The following is a 17,119-nucleotide window of genomic DNA, read 5'->3' as shown; positions in this document are numbered from 1 at the left end:
CAACAAGATGACCCATATCGTCGAACTCCGCGCCCTCGAAGTGCTGGACTCACGCGGCAATCCAACCGTCCAGGCCGAAGTGCGCCTGGAGAGCGGCGCCATCGGCGTGGCGTGCGCCCCGAGCGGCGCCTCCACCGGCTCCCGCGAGGCCCTGGAACTGCGTGACGGCGACAAGAGTCGCTACCTGGGCAAGGGCGTGCTGAAGGCCGTGGAGGCCGTCAACACCGCGATTCGTGAACGCCTGATCGGCATGGATGCCTGCGACCAGCACGGTCTGGATGATGCCATGCGGGTGCTCGATGGCACCGACAACAAGGCCACGCTCGGCGCCAACGCCATCCTGGCCGTCTCCCTGGCGTCGGCCAAGGCCGCCGCCGCCGCCAAGGGCGTGCCGCTCTACGCCCACATCGCCGAGCTCTACGGCCAGCCGGGTCGCTACCTGATGCCGGTGCCGATGATGAACATCCTCAACGGCGGCGAGCATGCCGACAACAACGTCGACATCCAGGAGTTCATGATCCAGCCGGTGGGCGCGCCGAACTTCCGCGAAGGCCTGCGCATGGGCGCCGAGATCTTCCACGCCCTGAAGAAGGTGCTCTCCGCCCGAGGCCTCTCCACCTCGGTGGGCGACGAGGGCGGCTTCGCGCCGAACCTCGCTTCCAACGCCGAGGCGCTGGCGGTGATCAAGGAAGCCGTCTCCAATGCCGGCTACGGGCTCGATAGCGACGTGACCCTGGCCCTGGACTGCGCTTCCTCGGAGTTCTACCGCGACGGCGAGTACAACCTGTCTGGCGAGGGCAAGAGCTTCGACGCGAGCGGCTTCGCCGACTACCTGGCCGAGCTGTGTGACCAGTATCCCATCGTCTCCATCGAGGACGGCATGGATGAGTCCGATTGGGATGGCTGGAAGGCGCTGACCGACAAGCTCGGTGACAAGGTTCAGCTGGTGGGCGATGATCTCTTCGTCACCAACACCCGGATCCTCAAGCGCGGCATCGACGAGCAGATCGGCAACTCCATCCTGATCAAGTTCAACCAGATCGGCTCGCTCTCCGAGACCCTGGAGGCCGTGCGCATGGCCCAGGACGCCGGCTTCACGGCAGTGATCTCCCATCGTAGCGGCGAGACCGAGGACACCACCATCGCCGACCTCGCGGTAGGCACCTGTGCCGGCCAGATCAAGACCGGCTCGCTGTGCCGCTCGGATCGCGTCGCCAAGTACAACCGCCTGCTGGTGATCGAGCAGGAGCTGGGAGACGGGGTCGACTACCCGGGGCGAGGCGCGATCAAGGGCCAGTAAGTGCGCGGAGTAAGCGAACAGCGTTGCCTTTGGCGTGAGCTCGTGTAGGAGATCGCTTACACGGTGACGACGACATCCGCTATTCGTGCGTCGTACAGGGTCGACCCTACGTGGGGTCGGCCATTTTTATTTGACTGATTTAAAACGGTTTTTTGGTTGATTTCTCCGGTGGGTCGGGTGCCGAGGAGCCTCGCAGGCCGCCATGCGCGAGGTTGTGTGGCAGGGCCGGCGTGGCACAATGAATACGGGATTAGGGGAGAGTGGCAACGCTCTCCGGCAGGATGCATTGGGATGCAAGCAAGAGTGATGCGCTCGGCGCGGCAGGACGCCGCCCCCGGGCAGGGACGTCATCACGGGAGTCGAGCGGAGGGAGCCGCTCAAGGAACGGCTGGGAGCGGGCGGCCTGCGGGCCGCCTTTTTTGTGGCCGAGAGTTTAGGTTGGCCAAGCGATTGGCGGCTTGGCTCAGTACTCAACGACGACGCCGGATGTCGAGAGACATCCGGCGTCGTCGTGTCTGGCGGGCTCGCTCAGCGCTCGAGCAGCTCCAGCTTACCCGGCTTGCCGTCCCAGCTCTCCGCGTCTTCCGGCGGGTCCTGCTTCTCGCTGATGTTGGGCCACACCTCGGCCAGCTCGGCATTGATCTCGATGAACGCCTCCTGGCCCTCCGGCAGCTCATCCTCCGCGAAGATCGCCTCGGCGGGGCACTCCGGCTCGCACAGCGCGCAGTCGATGCACTCGTCGGGGTGGATCACCAGGAAATTGGGGCCCTCGTAGAAGCAGTCCACCGGGCAGACCTCGACACAGTCGGTGTACTTGCACTTGATGCAGTTCTCGGTGACGACGAATGTCATGCCAGTCTCCCATTCTCCGGCCGGGGCGTGGCCGATAGTCATTGATTCGATTTTGGTTATAAGAAAATCATTTCTTATAATTTCAAGGCTTTTGATCGAGCCATTCTAGTCGCGGCGCGGGACGCCCGCAAGCGCGTCGGGCCGCCATTGTCGGCCATTCACAGGGCCTCCTTCCAGCGGTAGAGCAGCTCCAGGGCCTGGCGAGGCGATAGCGCGTCGGGGTCCAGCTCGCCCAGCTGCTCGACCAGCGGATGGGGCGTGCTGGCGAAGAGGTCGGCCTGGCGGGGCGCGCCGGTCGGGCGTTCGTCGCTGGCGGCGGTCGTCGGCAGCCGGCTGCCCTGGTCGATCTCCTGCTGCTCGAGGGTGGCCAGCTTCTCCCGGGCGCGGGCGATCACCCCCTGGGGGACGCCGGCGAGCTGTGCCACCTGCAGGCCATAGCTCTGGCTGGCCGGGCCATCCTCCACCCGGTGCATGAAGACGATGCCGTCGCGGTGTTCCGCGGCCGTCAGGTGCACGTTGGCCACCCCCTCGGTCTGCTCGGCCAGCGCCGTCATCTCGAAGTAGTGGGTGGCGAACAGCGTGAAGGCCCGGGTACGCGTCAGGTGCTCGGCGCTGGCCCAGGCCAGCGACAGGCCATCGAAGGTCGAGGTGCCGCGGCCGATCTCGTCCATCAGCACCAGGCTCTGCTCGGTGGCGTTGTGCAGGATGCTGGCAGTCTCGGTCATCTCCACCATGAAGGTGGAGCGCCCGCCGGCCAGGTCATCGGAGGAGCCGATGCGGGTGAAGATACGATCCACCGGGCCGATGGCGGCCGCATCCGCCGGCACGAAGCTGCCGGTATGGGCGAGCAGGGTGATCAGCGCGGCCTGGCGCATGTAGGTCGACTTGCCGCCCATGTTGGGGCCGGTGATGACCAGCATGCGCCGGTCGTCACCCATGACCAGGTCGTTGGGCACGAAGGGCGCCTCGCTGACCCGCTCGACCACCGGGTGGCGCCCGCCGCGGATGTCGATGCCCGGCGTCTCGGGCAGCGACGGTCGCACGAACTCCAGCGCCCGGGCGCGCTCGGCGAAGGCGCACAACACGTCCAGCCCCGCCAGCGCCCGGCCGGTGCCCTGCAGTGTGGCGAGCTCGGTGTTCAGGGTGTCGAGCAGGCCGTCGTAGAGCAGCTTCTCCCGGGCCAGGGCCCGGGACTTGGCCGACAGTGCCTTGTCCTCGAACTCCTTGAGCTCGGGGATGATGAAGCGTTCGGCGTTCTTGAGGGTCTGGCGGCGCACGTAGTCCACCGGGGCGTCCCGGGCCTGGGCGCGGGGGATCTCGATGTAGTAGCCGTGGACTCGGTTGTAGCCGACCTTGAGGCCGGCAAGCCCCGTGCGCTCGCGCTCCCGGGTCTCCAGCGCCACCAGGTAATCGCCGGCGTGTTCGGCGAGCCCGCGGTGCTCGTCGAGCTCGGCGTCGAAGCCATCGGCGATCACCCCGCCGTCGCGGATCACCACCGGCGGGTTCTCCACCAGGGCGCGGCTCAGGGTGTCGGCGAGCGCCGGATAGGGGTGGATATGGCGCCTGAGCTCGTCCAGCGTGGTGCCCTCGGCGTAGCACTCGAGCTCGGTCTCGAGGGCGGGCAGGGCGACCAGGGCGTCGCGCAGGCGTGCCAGGTCGCGGGGCCGCGCGCTGTAGAGGGCCACCCGGGCGAGAATACGCTCGACGTCGCCGATCGCCTTGAGCGAGTCGCGCAGGGGCTCGAAGCCCTCGTCGTCGAGCAGCAGCGCCACCGCCGCCTGGCGGGCGCCGACCTGATCGCGATCGCGTAGCGGGCGGTTGAGCCAGCGCTTGAGCAGCCGCGAGCCCATGGCCGTGGCGGTGGTGTCGAGCACGCTGGCCAGCGTGTTATCGGCGCTGCCGCCGAGGTTGATGTCGATTTCCAGGTTGCGCCGGCTGGCCGCATCGATCACCACGGCGTCGTCGCGACTCTCCACGCCGATGGCGGTGACGTGGGGCAGGGCCGTGCGCTGAGTGTCCCGAGCATAGTCGACCAGCACCCCGGCGGCGGTGATGGCCGCCTCCAGGTGGGCGCAGCCGAAGCCGCGCAGGTCCTGGACCTGGAACTGGTCGCACAGGGTACGCGCCGCGCTCTCGAGGTCGAACAGCCAGTCGCTCTGGCGGCGCAGGCCGCGCCGCTCCGCCAGGGCCGACGGCAGCGATAGGCTCTCGGCGACCAGCAGCTCGGCGGGGTCGAGGCGCGTGAGCTCGGCGAGCATCTCGCCCTCGCCCTCGACCTCCAGCACGCTGAAGCGCCCGCTGGAGAGCTCCAGCCAGGCCAGCCCCCAGCGCTCGCCGAGTGGCGCCATGGCCACCAGCAGGTTGTCGCGGCGAGCATCCAGCAGCGCCTCGTCGTAGAGGGTGCCGGGGGTGACGATACGCACCACGCGCCGCTCCACCGGCCCCTTGCTGGTCGCCGGATCGCCGATCTGCTCGCAGATCGCCACCGACTCTCCGGCGGCCACCAGGCGCGCCAGGTAGCCCTCGGCACTGTGGTAGGGCACGCCGGCCATGGGGATCGGCTGGCCGGCCGACTGGCCGCGCTGGGTCAGGGTGATGTCGAGCAGCGCGGCGGCGCGTCGGGCATCATCGAAGAACAGCTCGTAGAAGTCGCCCATGCGATAGAAGAGCAGCACGTCGGGATGCTCGCGCTTGATCTTCAGGAACTGGCTCATCATCGGGGTATGCTGGGCGCTGGCCTGTGACATGGGCTTCCTTTGACGTCCTGTGAAGTAGGGTGGCGAGTGGCGGGGGAGACCGGCGTCGGGCACGCCATGCATGTCTCGGGCAAAGCCAGTATTCTACGCCCAAGGACGGTCGACGTCAGGCCGCCGACGCCCCACCATCGTCAGGGAGGAAGGTCATGGCCGTAAGCGACGAGACCCTCGAACGCCAGGACCTGCGGCGCCTCGCCGAGCAGCTCGGCGAACGCTGTCGTGCGCGGGGCATCACCGTGACCGCGGCGGAGTCCTGTACCGGCGGCGGGGTGGCCAGTGCCATCACCGCCGTGGCCGGCAGCTCCGCCTGGTTCGAGACCGGCTACGTGACCTATGCCAACGGCGCCAAGACCCGCCTGCTCGGGGTGCCCGAGGCGCTACTGGCCGAGCACGGCGCGGTGAGTCGCGAGGTCGTCGAGGCGATGGTCATCGGCGCCTGCCGCGACAGCGGTGCGGCGCTCGGCGTGGCGATCAGTGGGGTGGCCGGCCCCGGTGGCGGCAGCGCTGAAAAGCCCGTGGGGATGGTCTGGCTGGCCTGGGGCAGCGCCGAGGGGGCCGAATCGACGTGCCACCGCTTCCCCGGCGATCGCGCCGCCGTGCGCGAGCGGGCCGTGCATGAGGCGCTGGTCGGCCTGGTGCGGCGTCTGGCGCTCCCCTGACGCGCGCCAGGCGCGCGCCGCCGCTCACGACGCTGGTCGCCGTCGGAGTTTTTCGTCATACTACTGTGCAGTCATACAGTGGTTGCCGGCCATCGTTACCTTCATTCGCTATCTCTCAGGAGTTCCTTCATGGCTCAGGACGAAAACCGCAGCAAGGCGCTCGACGCCGCCCTTTCCCAGATCGACCGTCAGTTCGGCAAGGGCACCGTGATGCGCCTGGGTGATGCGCCCCGCGTGGTGATGCCCTCGGTCTCCACCGGCTCGCTGGGCCTCGATATCGCCCTGGGTATCGGTGGCCTGCCGCTGGGTCGGGTGGTCGAGATCTTCGGTCCCGAATCCTCGGGCAAGACGACCTTGACCCTGTCGGTGATCGCCCAGGCCCAGAAGCAGGGCAAGACCTGCGCCTTCATCGACGCCGAGCACGCCCTGGATCCGAGCTACGCCGAGAAACTCGGCGTCAATCTCGATGATCTGCTGGTGTCGCAACCGGATACCGGTGAGCAGGCGCTGGAGGTCTGCGACATGCTGGTGCGTTCCGGCGGCGTCGACATGATCGTCATCGATTCGGTGGCGGCGCTGACCCCGCGCGCCGAGATCGAGGGCGAGATGGGCGACTCCCACGTCGGCCTGCAGGCGCGCCTGATGTCCCAGGCCCTGCGCAAGATCACCGGCAACATCAAGAACGCCAACTGCATGGTGGTGTTCATCAACCAGATCCGCATGAAGATCGGCGTGATGTTCGGCAGCCCCGAGACCACCACCGGCGGCAATGCGCTGAAGTTCTACTCCAGCGTACGACTGGACATCCGCCGCACCGGCTCGGTCAAGCAGGGCGACGAGGTGACCGGCAACGAGACCCGGGTCAAGGTGGTCAAGAACAAGGTGGCGCCGCCGTTCCGCCAGGCCGAGTTCCAGATCCTCTACGGCAAGGGGATCTACCACGCCGGCGAGGTGGTCGATCTCGGCGTGCAATGCAAGCTGGTCGACAAGGCCGGCGCCTGGTACAGCTACCAGGGCAACAAGATCGGCCAGGGCAAGGCCAACGCCGCCCAGTTCCTCGAGGACAACCCGGCGGTGATGGAGGAGATCGAGAGCCAGATCCGCGCTCAGCTGCTCGCCCCGGTGGAGCCGAAGCAGAAAGAGATCGCCGATGACGCATTGGCCGCCGAGGACGGCGGCGACGACCGGGGCTAAGCCATGCGTGGTGACGCCTCCGGGGGCGGCGAGACGACGCCCCGCAGTGAGGCCATCCGCCTGCTGGCTCGTCGCGAGTATTCGCGCCAGGAGCTCGCCGAGCGGCTGGCGGCCAAGGGGCACGACGCCGAAGCGATCGCCGAGTGTCTCGCCTCCCTGGTCGAACAGGGCCTGCAGTCCGATGAGCGCTTCGCGGAGGGCTTCCTGCGCTCGCGCATCCTGCGCGGCCAGGGGCCGCTGAAGATTCGCCTCGACCTGGAGCGTCGCGGCCTGGATCGAGAGGTGATCCGCCACGCCTTCGACGAGGCCGCCCGGCGCGGCGAGGGTGACTGGTTCGCTCTGGCCTGCGAGGCCCTGGCGCGGCGCTTTCCCGGCCCGGGCGACACCCCCCGCGAACGCGCCCGGCGCGAGCGCTTCTTGGCCGGCCGCGGCTTCGATTTCGACCAGGTGCGCCACGCCCTGGACGCGGCCTGGTCGACCGATGCCTGAACGCGCATTGGTCCGCTCCCCTTCAGTCGATTGACAACTGCGCTATAATGGCTCCCTTTGCGAATGCCCTGGGTGGCGCTCCTGTGGCGCAGTGGCGAGCCGATACCGGCATCGACACGCCGCTTGCCGACCCACCGGGCCACCATGCTCATCGCTACGGATACCCCATGAAAAGCGCAGACATCAGACAGGCTTTCCTGACGTTCTTCGAGGAACAGGGCCATACCATCGTGCCCTCCAGCTCGCTGGTGCCGGGCAACGATCCGACCCTGCTGTTCACCAACGCCGGCATGGTGCCGTTCAAGGACGTCTTCCTGGGGCGTGACCCGCGCCCCTACGTGCGCGCCACCTCGTCCCAGCGCTGCGTGCGTGCCGGCGGCAAGCACAACGACCTGGACAACGTCGGCTACACCGCCCGCCACCACACCTTCTTCGAGATGCTGGGCAACTTCAGCTTCGGCGACTACTTCAAGCGCGACGCCATTCGCTTCGCCTGGACCTTCCTCACCGAGGTGCTTGGGCTGCCCAGGGAGAAGCTATGGGTCACGGTGCACGTAAGCGATGATGAGGCCGAGCGCATCTGGAAGGACGAGATGGGCATCGACCCCGAGCGCTTCTCGACGCTCGACGAGGATAACTTCTGGCAGATGGGCGACACCGGTCCCTGCGGGCCGAGCTCCGAGATCTTCTTCGATCACGGCCCCGAGGTGTGGGGTGGCCCGCCCGGCAGCCCGGAAGAGGATGGCGACCGCTACATCGAGATCTGGAACCTGGTGTTCATGCAGTTCGATCGCGACGCGGCCGGCACCCTCCATCCGCTGCCCAAGCCCTCCATCGATACCGGGATGGGCCTGGAGCGGATCGCCGCGGTGATGCAGGGGGTGCACTCCAACTACGAAATCGACCTCTTCCAGTACCTGCTCGAGGCCGCTGCACGGGCCACCGGCCATGCCGATACCACCACGCCCTCGCTGCGGGTAATCGCCGACCATATCCGTTCCTGCGCTTTCCTGATCGCCGACGGCGTGATGCCTTCCAACGAGGGGCGCGGCTATGTGCTGCGACGGATCATCCGCCGGGCGGTGCGCCACGGCCACAAGCTGGGGGCCAAGGGCAATTTCTTCCACAAGCTGGTGGGGGCGCTGGATGTCGTGATGGGCGACGCCTATCCCGAGCTGCGCGAGGCGCGTCACCAGATCGAGCGTGTGCTGCTCAAGGAGGAGGAGCAGTTCGCCCGTACCCTGGAGCACGGCATGGGCCTCCTCGAGGAAGCCCTGGGCGGGCTCGAGGGCGATACCCTGCCCGGCGAGACGGTGTTCAAGCTCTACGACACCTACGGCTTCCCCTACGACCTGACTGCCGACGTCTGCCGCGAGCGGGGCGTCAGCCCCGATGAGGCCGGCTTCGAGCGCGAGCTGGAGGCCCAGCGCGAGCGCGCCCGGGCGGCCAGCCAGTTCGGCGCCGACTACACTGCGGGGATCGAGCTCGAGGGCGAGACCGCCTTCACCGGGTATGACCAGCTGGAAGACCGCGCCACGGTCACCGCGATCGTCGATCGCGAGGGCAACGCCCTGGCCGAGCTGGCGCCCGAGCAGCGTGGCGTCGTGGTGCTCGACCGCACCCCCTTCTACGGCGAGTCCGGCGGCCAGGTCGGCGATACCGGCTACCTGGAGCTCGACGGCGGACGCTTCCTGGTGACCGATACCCAGAAGCAGGCCGGCCACCACCTGCACCACGGCGTGCTGCTCGAGGGGGCGCTGGCCGTGGGGGCCGCGGTGCACCCCCGGGTGGACGCCAGCCTGCGCGCCGCCACGGTGCGCAACCACTCGGCGACCCACCTGATGCACAAGGCGCTGCGCATGGTGCTCGGTGATCACGTCCAGCAGAAGGGTTCGCTGGTCACGCCCGAGCGCCTGCGCTTCGACTTCAGCCACTTCGAGCCGCTGACCGGCGAGCAGCTGGCCGAGGTGGAACGGCTGGTCAATGAGCAGATCCTGGCCAACGCCGCGACGCGGATCGAGCAGATGACCCTCGACGAGGCCAAGGAGAAGGGCGCGGCGGCGCTGTTCGAGGCCAAGTACGCCGATAGCGTGCGGGTGCTGACGATCGGCGCCGACGACTTCTCCATCGAGCTGTGCGGCGGCACCCACGTCGACCGCAGCGGCGACATCGGCTGCTTCCACATCGTCAGCGAGGCGGGGATCGCCAGCGGCGTGCGGCGCATCGAGGCGATCACCGGGGAGGGCGCGCTGGCCTGGTTCCGCGAGCAGGAGGCGCGCCTGAACCGCATCGGCGAGCGGCTCAAGGCCAGGCCGGAGCAGGCAGAGGAGCGGGTCGAGTCGCTGCTCGAGCGCAACCGCACTCTGGAGAAGGAACTCGAGCGGCTCAAGGCCAAGCTGGCCAGCGCCGCCGGCAACGACATGCTCAACGAGGCCCATGAGGTCGAGGGCGTCAAGGTGCTGGCCAAGCGCCTCGAGGGCGTGGCCGGCAAGGAGCTGCGCGGCATGCTCGATCAGCTCAAGAACAAGCTGGGCTCCGGCATCGTGGTGCTCGGTGTCGCCGACGCCGATGCCGGCAAGGTCAGCCTGATCGCCGGCGTGACCGACGACCTCACCGCACGGGTCAAGGCCGGCGAGCTGGTCAATCACGTGGCGTCCCAGGTCGGCGGCAAGGGCGGCGGTCGACCCGACATGGCCCAGGCCGGGGGCAGCGATGTTGCGGCACTGCCGGGGGCGCTTGCGAGCGTACCCGTCTGGGTCGAGGAGCGACTGAAGTAGGATACGGAAGGGCCGGTAGCAGCGATGCACCGGCCCTCGTCGTATCTGGACACCTTTCACTCATCCGAGCGCGACGCGCACTCGACATACGAGGGAAATTGGCAAATGGCACTATACGTACAAAAATTCGGCGGCACCTCGGTGGGCTCCGTGGAGCGCATCAAGGCCGTGGCCGAGAAGGTCAAGGGCTTTCGCGACCAGGGTCACCAAATCGTGGTCGTGGTCTCCGCCATGAGCGGCGAGACCAACCGCCTGATCGGCATGGCCAACGAGATCAACGACGAGCCCACGCCGCGCGAGATGGACATGCTGGTCTCCACCGGCGAGCAGGTCACCATCTCGCTGCTGGCCATGGCCCTGCACAAACTGGGCGTGCCGGCGACCTCCTACACCGGCTCCCAGGTGGGCATCCAGACCGACAGCGCCCACACCAAGGCGCGCATCCAGCGCATTGAGACCGATGAGCTGCAGGCCGACCTGGACGCGGGTCAGGTCGTGGTGGTCGCCGGCTTCCAGGGGGTCGACGAGGAGGGCAACATCACTACCCTCGGCCGCGGCGGCTCCGACACCACCGGCGTGGCCCTGGCCGCGGCGCTCAAGGCCGACGAGTGCCAGATCTATACCGACGTCGATGGCGTCTACACCACCGACCCGCGGGTCTGCTCCAAGGCGCAGCGCCTGGAGACCATCACCGTCGAGGAGATGCTGGAACTGGCGAGCCTCGGCTCCAAGGTGCTGCAGATTCGCGCCGTCGAGTTCGCCGGCAAGTACAACGTCGCGCTGCGCGTGCTGTCCAGCTTCGAGGGCGGCCCCGGCACCCTGATCATTGCAGACTCTGACAAAGACGAGGATTCCATGGAAGAACCGCTGATCTCCGGTATCGCCTTCACCGCTAACGAGGCCAAGCTCACCCTGCTCAACACCCCGGACGTGCCGGGCGTCGCCTCGCGCATCCTGGGCCCGATCGCCGATGCCAACATCGAGATCGACATGATCGTGCAGAACGTGGCGCCCGCCGGCGACTACACCGACTTCACCTTCACCGTGGCCAAGGGCGACTACCGTCAGACCATGAAGATCCTTCAGGATCAGGTCATCCCCGACCTCGGTGGCGGCGACCTGCGCGGCGACGACAATATCGCCAAGGTCTCGTTGGTCGGCGTGGGCATGCGCTCGCACGCCGGGGTGGCCTCCAAGATGTTCCGCGTGCTGGCCGACGAGAACATCAACATCCGCATGGTCTCCACCTCCGAGATCAAGATCTCCGTGGTGATCGACGAGAAGCACATGGAGCTGGCGGTCAAGGCGCTGCACAAGGCGTTCGGCCTCGACAAGCGCAGCATCGAGCAGGAATAAGGGCTCACTCGAGTCGCCGACACCTTCTACGCTTCCAGTAGTGGTCGTCGAAACGTGTGTCAAAGGGCTTTCTTTCAACGTGGTGCTGGCCTACCACGCGCTGGCATCAGTGGTCAGGGGCGCCGAGTTGTCGCACAATGCAGCCATGTCGTCCCTCCCGGCGAGCATCCCGTAGCCAGAAGTCTGAGAAGGAGATCAGTCATGCTCATCTTGACCCGCCGTGTCGGCGAAACCCTGATGATCGGTGACGACGTCACCGTCACCGTCCTTGGCGTCAAGGGCAACCAGGTCCGCATCGGCGTCAATGCTCCCAAGGATGTCGCCGTGCATCGTGAGGAGATCTACCAGCGTATCCAGCGCGAGAAGTCCGAACCCGATGTCGAGAACGACGACTAGGGTGAGGTGGACGAGCGTGGGCCGTACCGCCACGGGCCGGTAGCGAAAAAATGCCGGGACCGCTGGACAATGGCCTTACAGAACGGTAGGATACGCACCGTGCCGATGAGGGAGAGGTGGCCGAGTGGCTGAAGGCGCTCCCCTGCTAAGGGAGTAAGGGGTTTATAGCCTCTTCGAGGGTTCGAATCCCTCCCTCTCCGCCATTATCGACACATGAAGATCAAGCGCCCGTAGCTCAGCTGGATAGAGTACCTGACTACGAATCAGGTGGTCGGAGGTTCGAATCCTCCCGGGCGCGCCATCTTCATCCGGATGCAATCGACTGCTTCATGCCGTCGTGCCCGTCCCTGCAATGAGTCAGCTCATTGCCTTTCGCGCCCGTAGCTCAGCTGGATAGAGTACCTGACTACGAATCAGGTGGTCGGAGGTTCGAATCCTCCCGGGCGCGCCAGATATCGACCCGTCCTCACCACGAGGGCGGGTCTTCTGTTTTGTCTCGATGTTTTCTCGCTAGCTGGACCGGCCGCGCCCAGGAAGGGCCCCGGCTCCGCGATCGTTTGGGGCGCCGTCGCATTGCGACGTGCGCCTCTTTTTTATGTCCTGGGTTTTCTCCTAACCTGACATCTGGCGTCCCTGGTCGCTGCACTCAGCAGGTTGAAGTCCGGCTAGAGCACGCCCGTGGTGAGTCTGCGCGAGATGGTCTGGCTGAGCCTCTGAGCGTGCTGATCGTGGCCCTGCTGGCGACCTTCATGGCCCAGGATCGTGACAGCAGCATTCTCGATCTGGTCTCCTACGCCTGGGGCGCCGTGAGCGTGGCCGTCTGGAAGCCGCTCTCCGGCGGTCCGGCGGGCATCTTCGGCATGTTCGAGGTGGCGCCGGGCTTCGCGCTGTCGCTGCTGGTCAGTCGCCTCGGCGAGGGGCGTCGCGAGCGCGAGAGCTTCGAGACGCAGATGAACACCTGGCGCCGCCCCCAGGATTCCAGCCGTGAACCGACCGCCGCCAAGGCGCAAGGAGTTTCCCATGAGCAGTAAGGTACCTGCGGCCTACCAGGCCACCCAGGGCTCGATCCTCGACGTGGATCAGGCCTTCTACGATCGCCTGACCGCGGCGCACGGCGCGCGCCGCCTGGAGGAGAGCCACGTGGTGCCGCTGCGCGACGGCCTGGCATGGAAGGTGCCGGCGGGGCACGTCTTCCGGGTCAAGGTGGTCGAGGGCTCACAGGTCGGCGACTTCAACATGTGGAACCTGCACAACCCCCGCGAGCGGATGTGGGCCTCGCGCACCCGCCAGCTGCAGCGCGCCCACATCAGCACCTACGATCGCCTGTGGTCGACGCTGCCCTACCTGCGGCCCATGGCCACCATCATCGACGACACCCTGGCCGACTATGGGGTCGATGACGAGGGTGGGCGCGTCCATGACCTGCTGGGCACGCGCTGCGACCCCTACGTCAATCGCCTGCTCACCGGCGAGGACTTCGACTTCCACTGCCACTCCAACCTGGTGCGCGCGGTGGAGCCCTGGGGGCTGACCGAGTTCGATGTGCATGATGTGCTCAACATCTTCCAGTGCACCGGGCTGAACGACGACGACCAGTACTTCATGAAGGCGTGCCCGGCGCGCCAGGGCGACTATCTCGAGTTCTTCGCCGAGATCGATCTGCTCTGCGCCATGTCGTGCTGCCCTGGCGGCGACCTGTCGGTGGATCTGTGGGGCCCCGACGCGCGCGACCCGCTGGAGACCTGTCACCCCCTCGGCGTCGAGATCTACGCCCTGGACGAGACACGTCTGGCGGGCTGGCGCTCGCCCGAGCCGGCGCCCTATCGCGGCCACCACGGGCGTCGTGCGCCGGACACCGACTGGACCGAGATCAAGCGGCAGCGCTGCTGCTGAGCCTCGGCCTCCAGCCACGGGGCCCGATCACTCAACGGCGGATGCGCCCATGTCTGGAGAATGCCGGCGATGATGGCCCTGTGTCGTCGCTGAGAGGTGGCCTTCCGCGAGGCCTGGCGGGTCTGATACCCGCGCGGATCGCATGGGCGCCATCGGCGCTTCCACGCGACGATGGGGGAGGCTAGGCGCTGAGCGTCGCCTCGGTCGTGGCTCGGGAGGTGGGGCGGGGCGCTGGCGCGGCCAGTCCCTCGAGCAGGGCGTCGAGTTGCGTGATGCGCTTGAGCGCCTGGAAGCGTCGGGCGGCCTCGGCGTCGCGCTGGCGCATATGGTTGAGCCACTGCTTGAGCAGCGAGGTGACGACGCGGTCGGGCAGCGTGCTACGCTGCGTTGCAGCAAACTCGCCGAGGATCGCCGCTCGCGCGTGCCAGGGCGTCTCTGGCAGGCGTTCGCCGGTGGCCTGCCAGTGGCGGATGCGGGCGGCCAGCCGGGGGTCGGCCAGGGCGCCGCGGCCGAGCATCACGTCGCGGCAGCCGGAGAGCGTACGCGCCTTCCAGTAGTCTTCCAGGGTCCAGATGTCGCCGTTGGCGACCACCGGAATGGAGAGGCGCTGGCGGATCCGGCCGATCCACTCCCAGTGGGCGGGTGGCCGGTAGCCCTCGTCGCGGGTGCGGCCATGGACCACCAGCCGCCGGGCGCCGGCATCCTGGGTGGCCAGGGCGCAGGCCAGTGCCAGGCGGCGGTCGGCGAAGCCCAGGCGGATCTTGGCGGTCACCGGGATCGCCTCGCCCACGGCCGCATGCACCGCCGCCACGGCGGCCTGTACGCGGCGTGGGTCGCGAAGCAGCGAGGCGCCGCCGTCATGGCGATTGACCAGCTTGGCCGGGCAGCCGAAATTGAGATCCACGCCGGTGGCGCCGAGGCGCAGCGCCTGCCGGGCATTGGCGGCCAGCGCCGCGGGATCGGAGCCCAGCAGCTGCAGCGTCACCGGTACGCCGCTCGGGGTGGCGGGCGGCGTCTCGGCCTGCAGTTCCGGGCAGTGCTTGTAGAAGACGCGGGGCGGCAGCCGGGCATCGACGACGCGCACGAACTCGGTCACCACCCAGTCGAAGCCGGGGGCGCGCGTCAGCAGGTCGCGGGTCACCGCATCGATGACCCCCTCCATGGGGGCTAGGCCGACTCGCCCGCTATGTAGTAAATTAACAACGCTGACTTCCACCATGACGCCATTGCAATCTGTCGAGGATCTGGCAGGTTATATGATCACAAAAAATGCGCAAGTCGGGTTTTTTTGCCGTTTATTGCCCAACTTGCCGCAAGAGTCAGGAGAATTCGCATGCAGGATTCACAGCTGTTAAACGAGGGTCTCGCCCTGATGGGCCTCGGCATGGGCTTCGTCTTTGTTTTTCTTACCGTGCTGGTGGGCGTCACCACGCTAATGTCCAAGACGATCGGCCGTTTCTTCCCCGAGCCGGTTGCCCCTGCCGTCCGCGATTCCCGTGCCCCGGCCGCGCGCCAGGACGATGACCTCACCGTGGTCATCAGCGCGGCGGTGCACCGCTATCGCCAGCGCCACAAGCGCTGAGGCGAGCGTCCCGCCTTCCCCCTCCCATTCATAACGACAAGGTCAACACCATGAACGACAAGACACGCCCGCTCGGTATCACCGATGTCGTCTTGCGCGACGCCCACCAGTCGCTGTTCGCCACCCGCATGCGCCTGGACGACATGCTGCCGATCGCCGAGAAGCTCGATCGTGTCGGCTTCTGGTCGCTGGAATCCTGGGGCGGTGCCACCTTCGACGCCTGTATCCGCTATCTCGGCGAGGATCCGTGGGAGCGGATACGGGCGTTGAAGGAGGCGATGCCCAATACGCCGCAGCAGATGCTGCTGCGCGGGCAGAATCTGCTCGGCTACCGCCACTACGGTGACGATCTCGTCGACAAGTTCGTCGAGCGGGCCAAGATCAATGGGGTCGACGTGTTCCGCGTCTTCGACGCCATGAACGATCCCCGCAACCTCGAACGGGCTATCCAGGCCGTGCGCCGGGTCGAGGGCCACGCCCAGGGCACGCTCTCCTATACGGTGAGCCCGGTGCATACCCTGGACGGTTGGGTCGAGCTCGGCAAGACCATCGCCGACATGGGCGCCGACTCCCTGGCGATCAAGGACATGGCCGGCCTGCTCAAGCCCTACGACGCCTATGAGCTGGTCAGCAAGCTTAAGAAGGTCGTGGATATCCCGATCCACATGCAGTGCCACGCGACCACCGGCCTCTCCACCGTCACGGCCCTCAAGGCCGCCGAGGCGGGCATCGACAACGTCGATACGGCCATCTCCTCCATGTCGATGACCTACGGCCACAGCCCGACCGAGTCGGTCGTCGCCATGCTCCAGGGTACCGAGCGGGATACCGGCCTTGACCTCGAACTGCTCGAGGAGATTGCCGCCTACTTCCGCGAGGTGCGCAAGAAGTACGCCGCCTTCGAGGGCTCGCTCAAGGGCATCGACTCGCGCATTCTCGTCGCCCAGGTGCCGGGTGGCATGCTCACCAACATGGAGGGTCAGCTCAAGGAGCAGGGCGCCGCCGACAAGCTCGACGACGTGCTCGCCGAGATTCCGCGGGTCCGCGCCGACCTGGGCTTCATCCCGCTGGTCACCCCGACCTCGCAGATCGTCGGCACCCAGGCGGTAATGAACGTGATGATGGGCGAGCGCTACAAGTCCATCTCCAAGGAGGTCCAGGCGGTCCTCAAGGGTGAGTACGGCGCCGCTCCGGCCCCGTTCAACGAGGAGCTGCAGGCGCGCGTGCTGGAGGGCGGCGAACCGATTACCTGCCGTCCCGCCGACCGGCTCGAGCCCGAGATGGCGACCCTCACCGCCGAGCTCAAGGAGAAGGCCAAGGAGATGGGCATCCGTCTCGCCGAGGGCGAGCGCGAGATCGATGATGTGCTGACCTATGCACTCTATCCGCAGATCGGCCTGAAGTTCCTGCAGAACCGCGACAACCCCGACGCCTTCGAGCCGGCGCCCCAGGCCGCCGAGGCTCAGTCGGCCAACCTGCCGGCCGCTGCCCAGAAGCGCGTGGTCGAGGCCCCGGCGCCGGCCGGTCCCGAGACCTACACCGTCACCGTCAATGGCAAGCAGTACGTGGTCGAGGTCGCCGAGGGCGGCGAGATCGGCCAGGTGACCGAACAGGGCGGCGCCCAGTCGGTCGCCAGTGCCCCGGCCGCGCCCTCGGGTGAGACCATCACCGCGCCGCTGGCCGGCAACATCTTCAAGGTCAACGTCAGCCCCGGTGACCAGGTCGAGGACGGGGACGTGGTGATCATCCTCGAGGCCATGAAGATGGAGACCGAGGTGCGGGCCAGTCGCGCCGGCACCGTCTCCGCCATCAAGGTCGGCGAGGGCGACAGCGTCGCCGTCGGCGATGTCCTGATCGAGCTCTGA

General features: G+C 67.3%; 14 protein-coding genes and 3 tRNA genes. 14 read left to right on the top strand and 3 right to left on the bottom strand.

Going from position 1 to position 17,119, the window contains the following annotated elements:
• The first annotated feature begins 7 nt into the window (after positions 1–7).
• Positions 8–1,300, top strand: coding sequence for a phosphopyruvate hydratase (gene eno / locus FEI13_RS14815; protein ID WP_138182297.1), 1,293 nt, complete (start codon positions 8–10; stop codon positions 1,298–1,300).
• Between the two features lie 528 nt (positions 1,301–1,828).
• On the opposite strand, the gene fdxA is transcribed toward eno, so the two are convergent.
• Both fdxA and mutS read right to left on the bottom strand, forming a co-directional pair.
• Entirely contained in the window at positions 1,829–2,152 is a 324-nt protein-coding gene (fdxA, locus tag FEI13_RS14810) for a ferredoxin FdxA (RefSeq protein WP_138182296.1), read from the bottom strand.
• 158 nt (positions 2,153–2,310) lie between these two features.
• Positions 2,311–4,899, bottom strand: coding sequence for a DNA mismatch repair protein MutS (gene mutS, locus FEI13_RS14805; RefSeq protein ID WP_138182295.1), 2,589 nt, complete (start codon positions 4,897–4,899; stop codon positions 2,311–2,313).
• Between the two features lie 155 nt (positions 4,900–5,054).
• Here mutS and FEI13_RS14800 point away from each other — a divergent pair, with 155 nt between their 5' ends.
• From FEI13_RS14800 to FEI13_RS14750, 11 genes are all read left to right on the top strand, one after another.
• Positions 5,055–5,567 carry a CinA family protein gene (locus tag FEI13_RS14800; protein WP_138182294.1) on the top strand — a complete coding sequence of 171 codons (513 nt, stop codon included), beginning with the start codon at positions 5,055–5,057 and terminating at the stop codon, positions 5,565–5,567.
• 129 nt (positions 5,568–5,696) lie between these two features.
• Positions 5,697–6,761, top strand: coding sequence for a recombinase RecA (recA, locus tag FEI13_RS14795; protein ID WP_138182293.1), 1,065 nt, complete (start codon positions 5,697–5,699; stop codon positions 6,759–6,761).
• Between the two features lie 3 nt (positions 6,762–6,764).
• Positions 6,765–7,250: a regulatory protein RecX gene (locus FEI13_RS14790; protein WP_138182292.1), complete on the top strand. Its 486-nt coding sequence runs from the start codon at positions 6,765–6,767 to the stop codon at positions 7,248–7,250.
• A 167-nt stretch (positions 7,251–7,417) separates the two neighbouring features.
• Positions 7,418–10,027, top strand: coding sequence for an alanine--tRNA ligase (gene alaS, locus FEI13_RS14785; protein ID WP_138182291.1), 2,610 nt, complete (start codon positions 7,418–7,420; stop codon positions 10,025–10,027).
• A gap of 105 nt (positions 10,028–10,132) precedes the next feature.
• Positions 10,133–11,383 (top strand): aspartate kinase, encoded by a 1,251-nt coding sequence (locus FEI13_RS14780; protein ID WP_138182290.1) that lies wholly within the window; start codon positions 10,133–10,135, stop codon positions 11,381–11,383.
• A gap of 201 nt (positions 11,384–11,584) precedes the next feature.
• Positions 11,585–11,779, top strand: a complete 195-nt coding sequence (gene csrA, locus FEI13_RS14775) for a carbon storage regulator CsrA (protein ID WP_138182289.1) — start codon at positions 11,585–11,587, stop codon at positions 11,777–11,779.
• 110 nt (positions 11,780–11,889) lie between these two features.
• A tRNA-Ser gene (locus FEI13_RS14770) sits at positions 11,890–11,982 on the top strand.
• 21 nt (positions 11,983–12,003) lie between these two features.
• Positions 12,004–12,080: transfer RNA gene (locus FEI13_RS14765), tRNA-Arg, on the top strand.
• Positions 12,081–12,153: 73 nt separating this feature from the next.
• Positions 12,154–12,230, top strand: a tRNA-Arg gene (locus FEI13_RS14760).
• A 268-nt stretch (positions 12,231–12,498) separates the two neighbouring features.
• Positions 12,499–12,810, top strand: a complete 312-nt coding sequence (locus tag FEI13_RS14755) for a hypothetical protein (RefSeq protein ID WP_138182288.1) — start codon at positions 12,499–12,501, stop codon at positions 12,808–12,810.
• The gene (locus FEI13_RS14750) at positions 12,800–13,672 is read left to right on the top strand and encodes an urea carboxylase-associated family protein (RefSeq protein ID WP_138182287.1); all 873 of its coding nucleotides are present in this window, start codon (positions 12,800–12,802) and stop codon (positions 13,670–13,672) included. Before FEI13_RS14755 ends, FEI13_RS14750 begins: the two co-directional genes overlap by 11 nt.
• 181 nt (positions 13,673–13,853) lie before the next feature.
• On the opposite strand, the gene FEI13_RS14745 is transcribed toward FEI13_RS14750, so the two are convergent.
• Complete coding sequence (locus FEI13_RS14745; RefSeq protein WP_138182286.1) at positions 13,854–14,834, bottom strand: tRNA dihydrouridine synthase; 981 nt, start codon at positions 14,832–14,834, stop codon at positions 13,854–13,856.
• A 171-nt stretch (positions 14,835–15,005) separates the two neighbouring features.
• Between FEI13_RS14745 and FEI13_RS14740 the strand changes: the two genes are divergently transcribed.
• Together FEI13_RS14740 and oadA are read left to right on the top strand one after the other, a co-directional pair.
• Complete coding sequence (locus tag FEI13_RS14740) at positions 15,006–15,254, top strand: OadG family protein (RefSeq protein ID WP_138182285.1); 249 nt, start codon at positions 15,006–15,008, stop codon at positions 15,252–15,254.
• Positions 15,255–15,304: 50 nt separating this feature from the next.
• Complete coding sequence (oadA, locus tag FEI13_RS14735; protein ID WP_138182284.1) at positions 15,305–17,119, top strand: sodium-extruding oxaloacetate decarboxylase subunit alpha; 1,815 nt, start codon at positions 15,305–15,307, stop codon at positions 17,117–17,119.

It is taken from the genome of Halomonas urmiana (genome assembly GCF_005780185.1).
Classification (GTDB): Bacteria; Pseudomonadota; Gammaproteobacteria; order Pseudomonadales; family Halomonadaceae; genus Halomonas; species Halomonas urmiana.
This window is presented reverse-complemented; position numbering and strand designations above follow the sequence as displayed.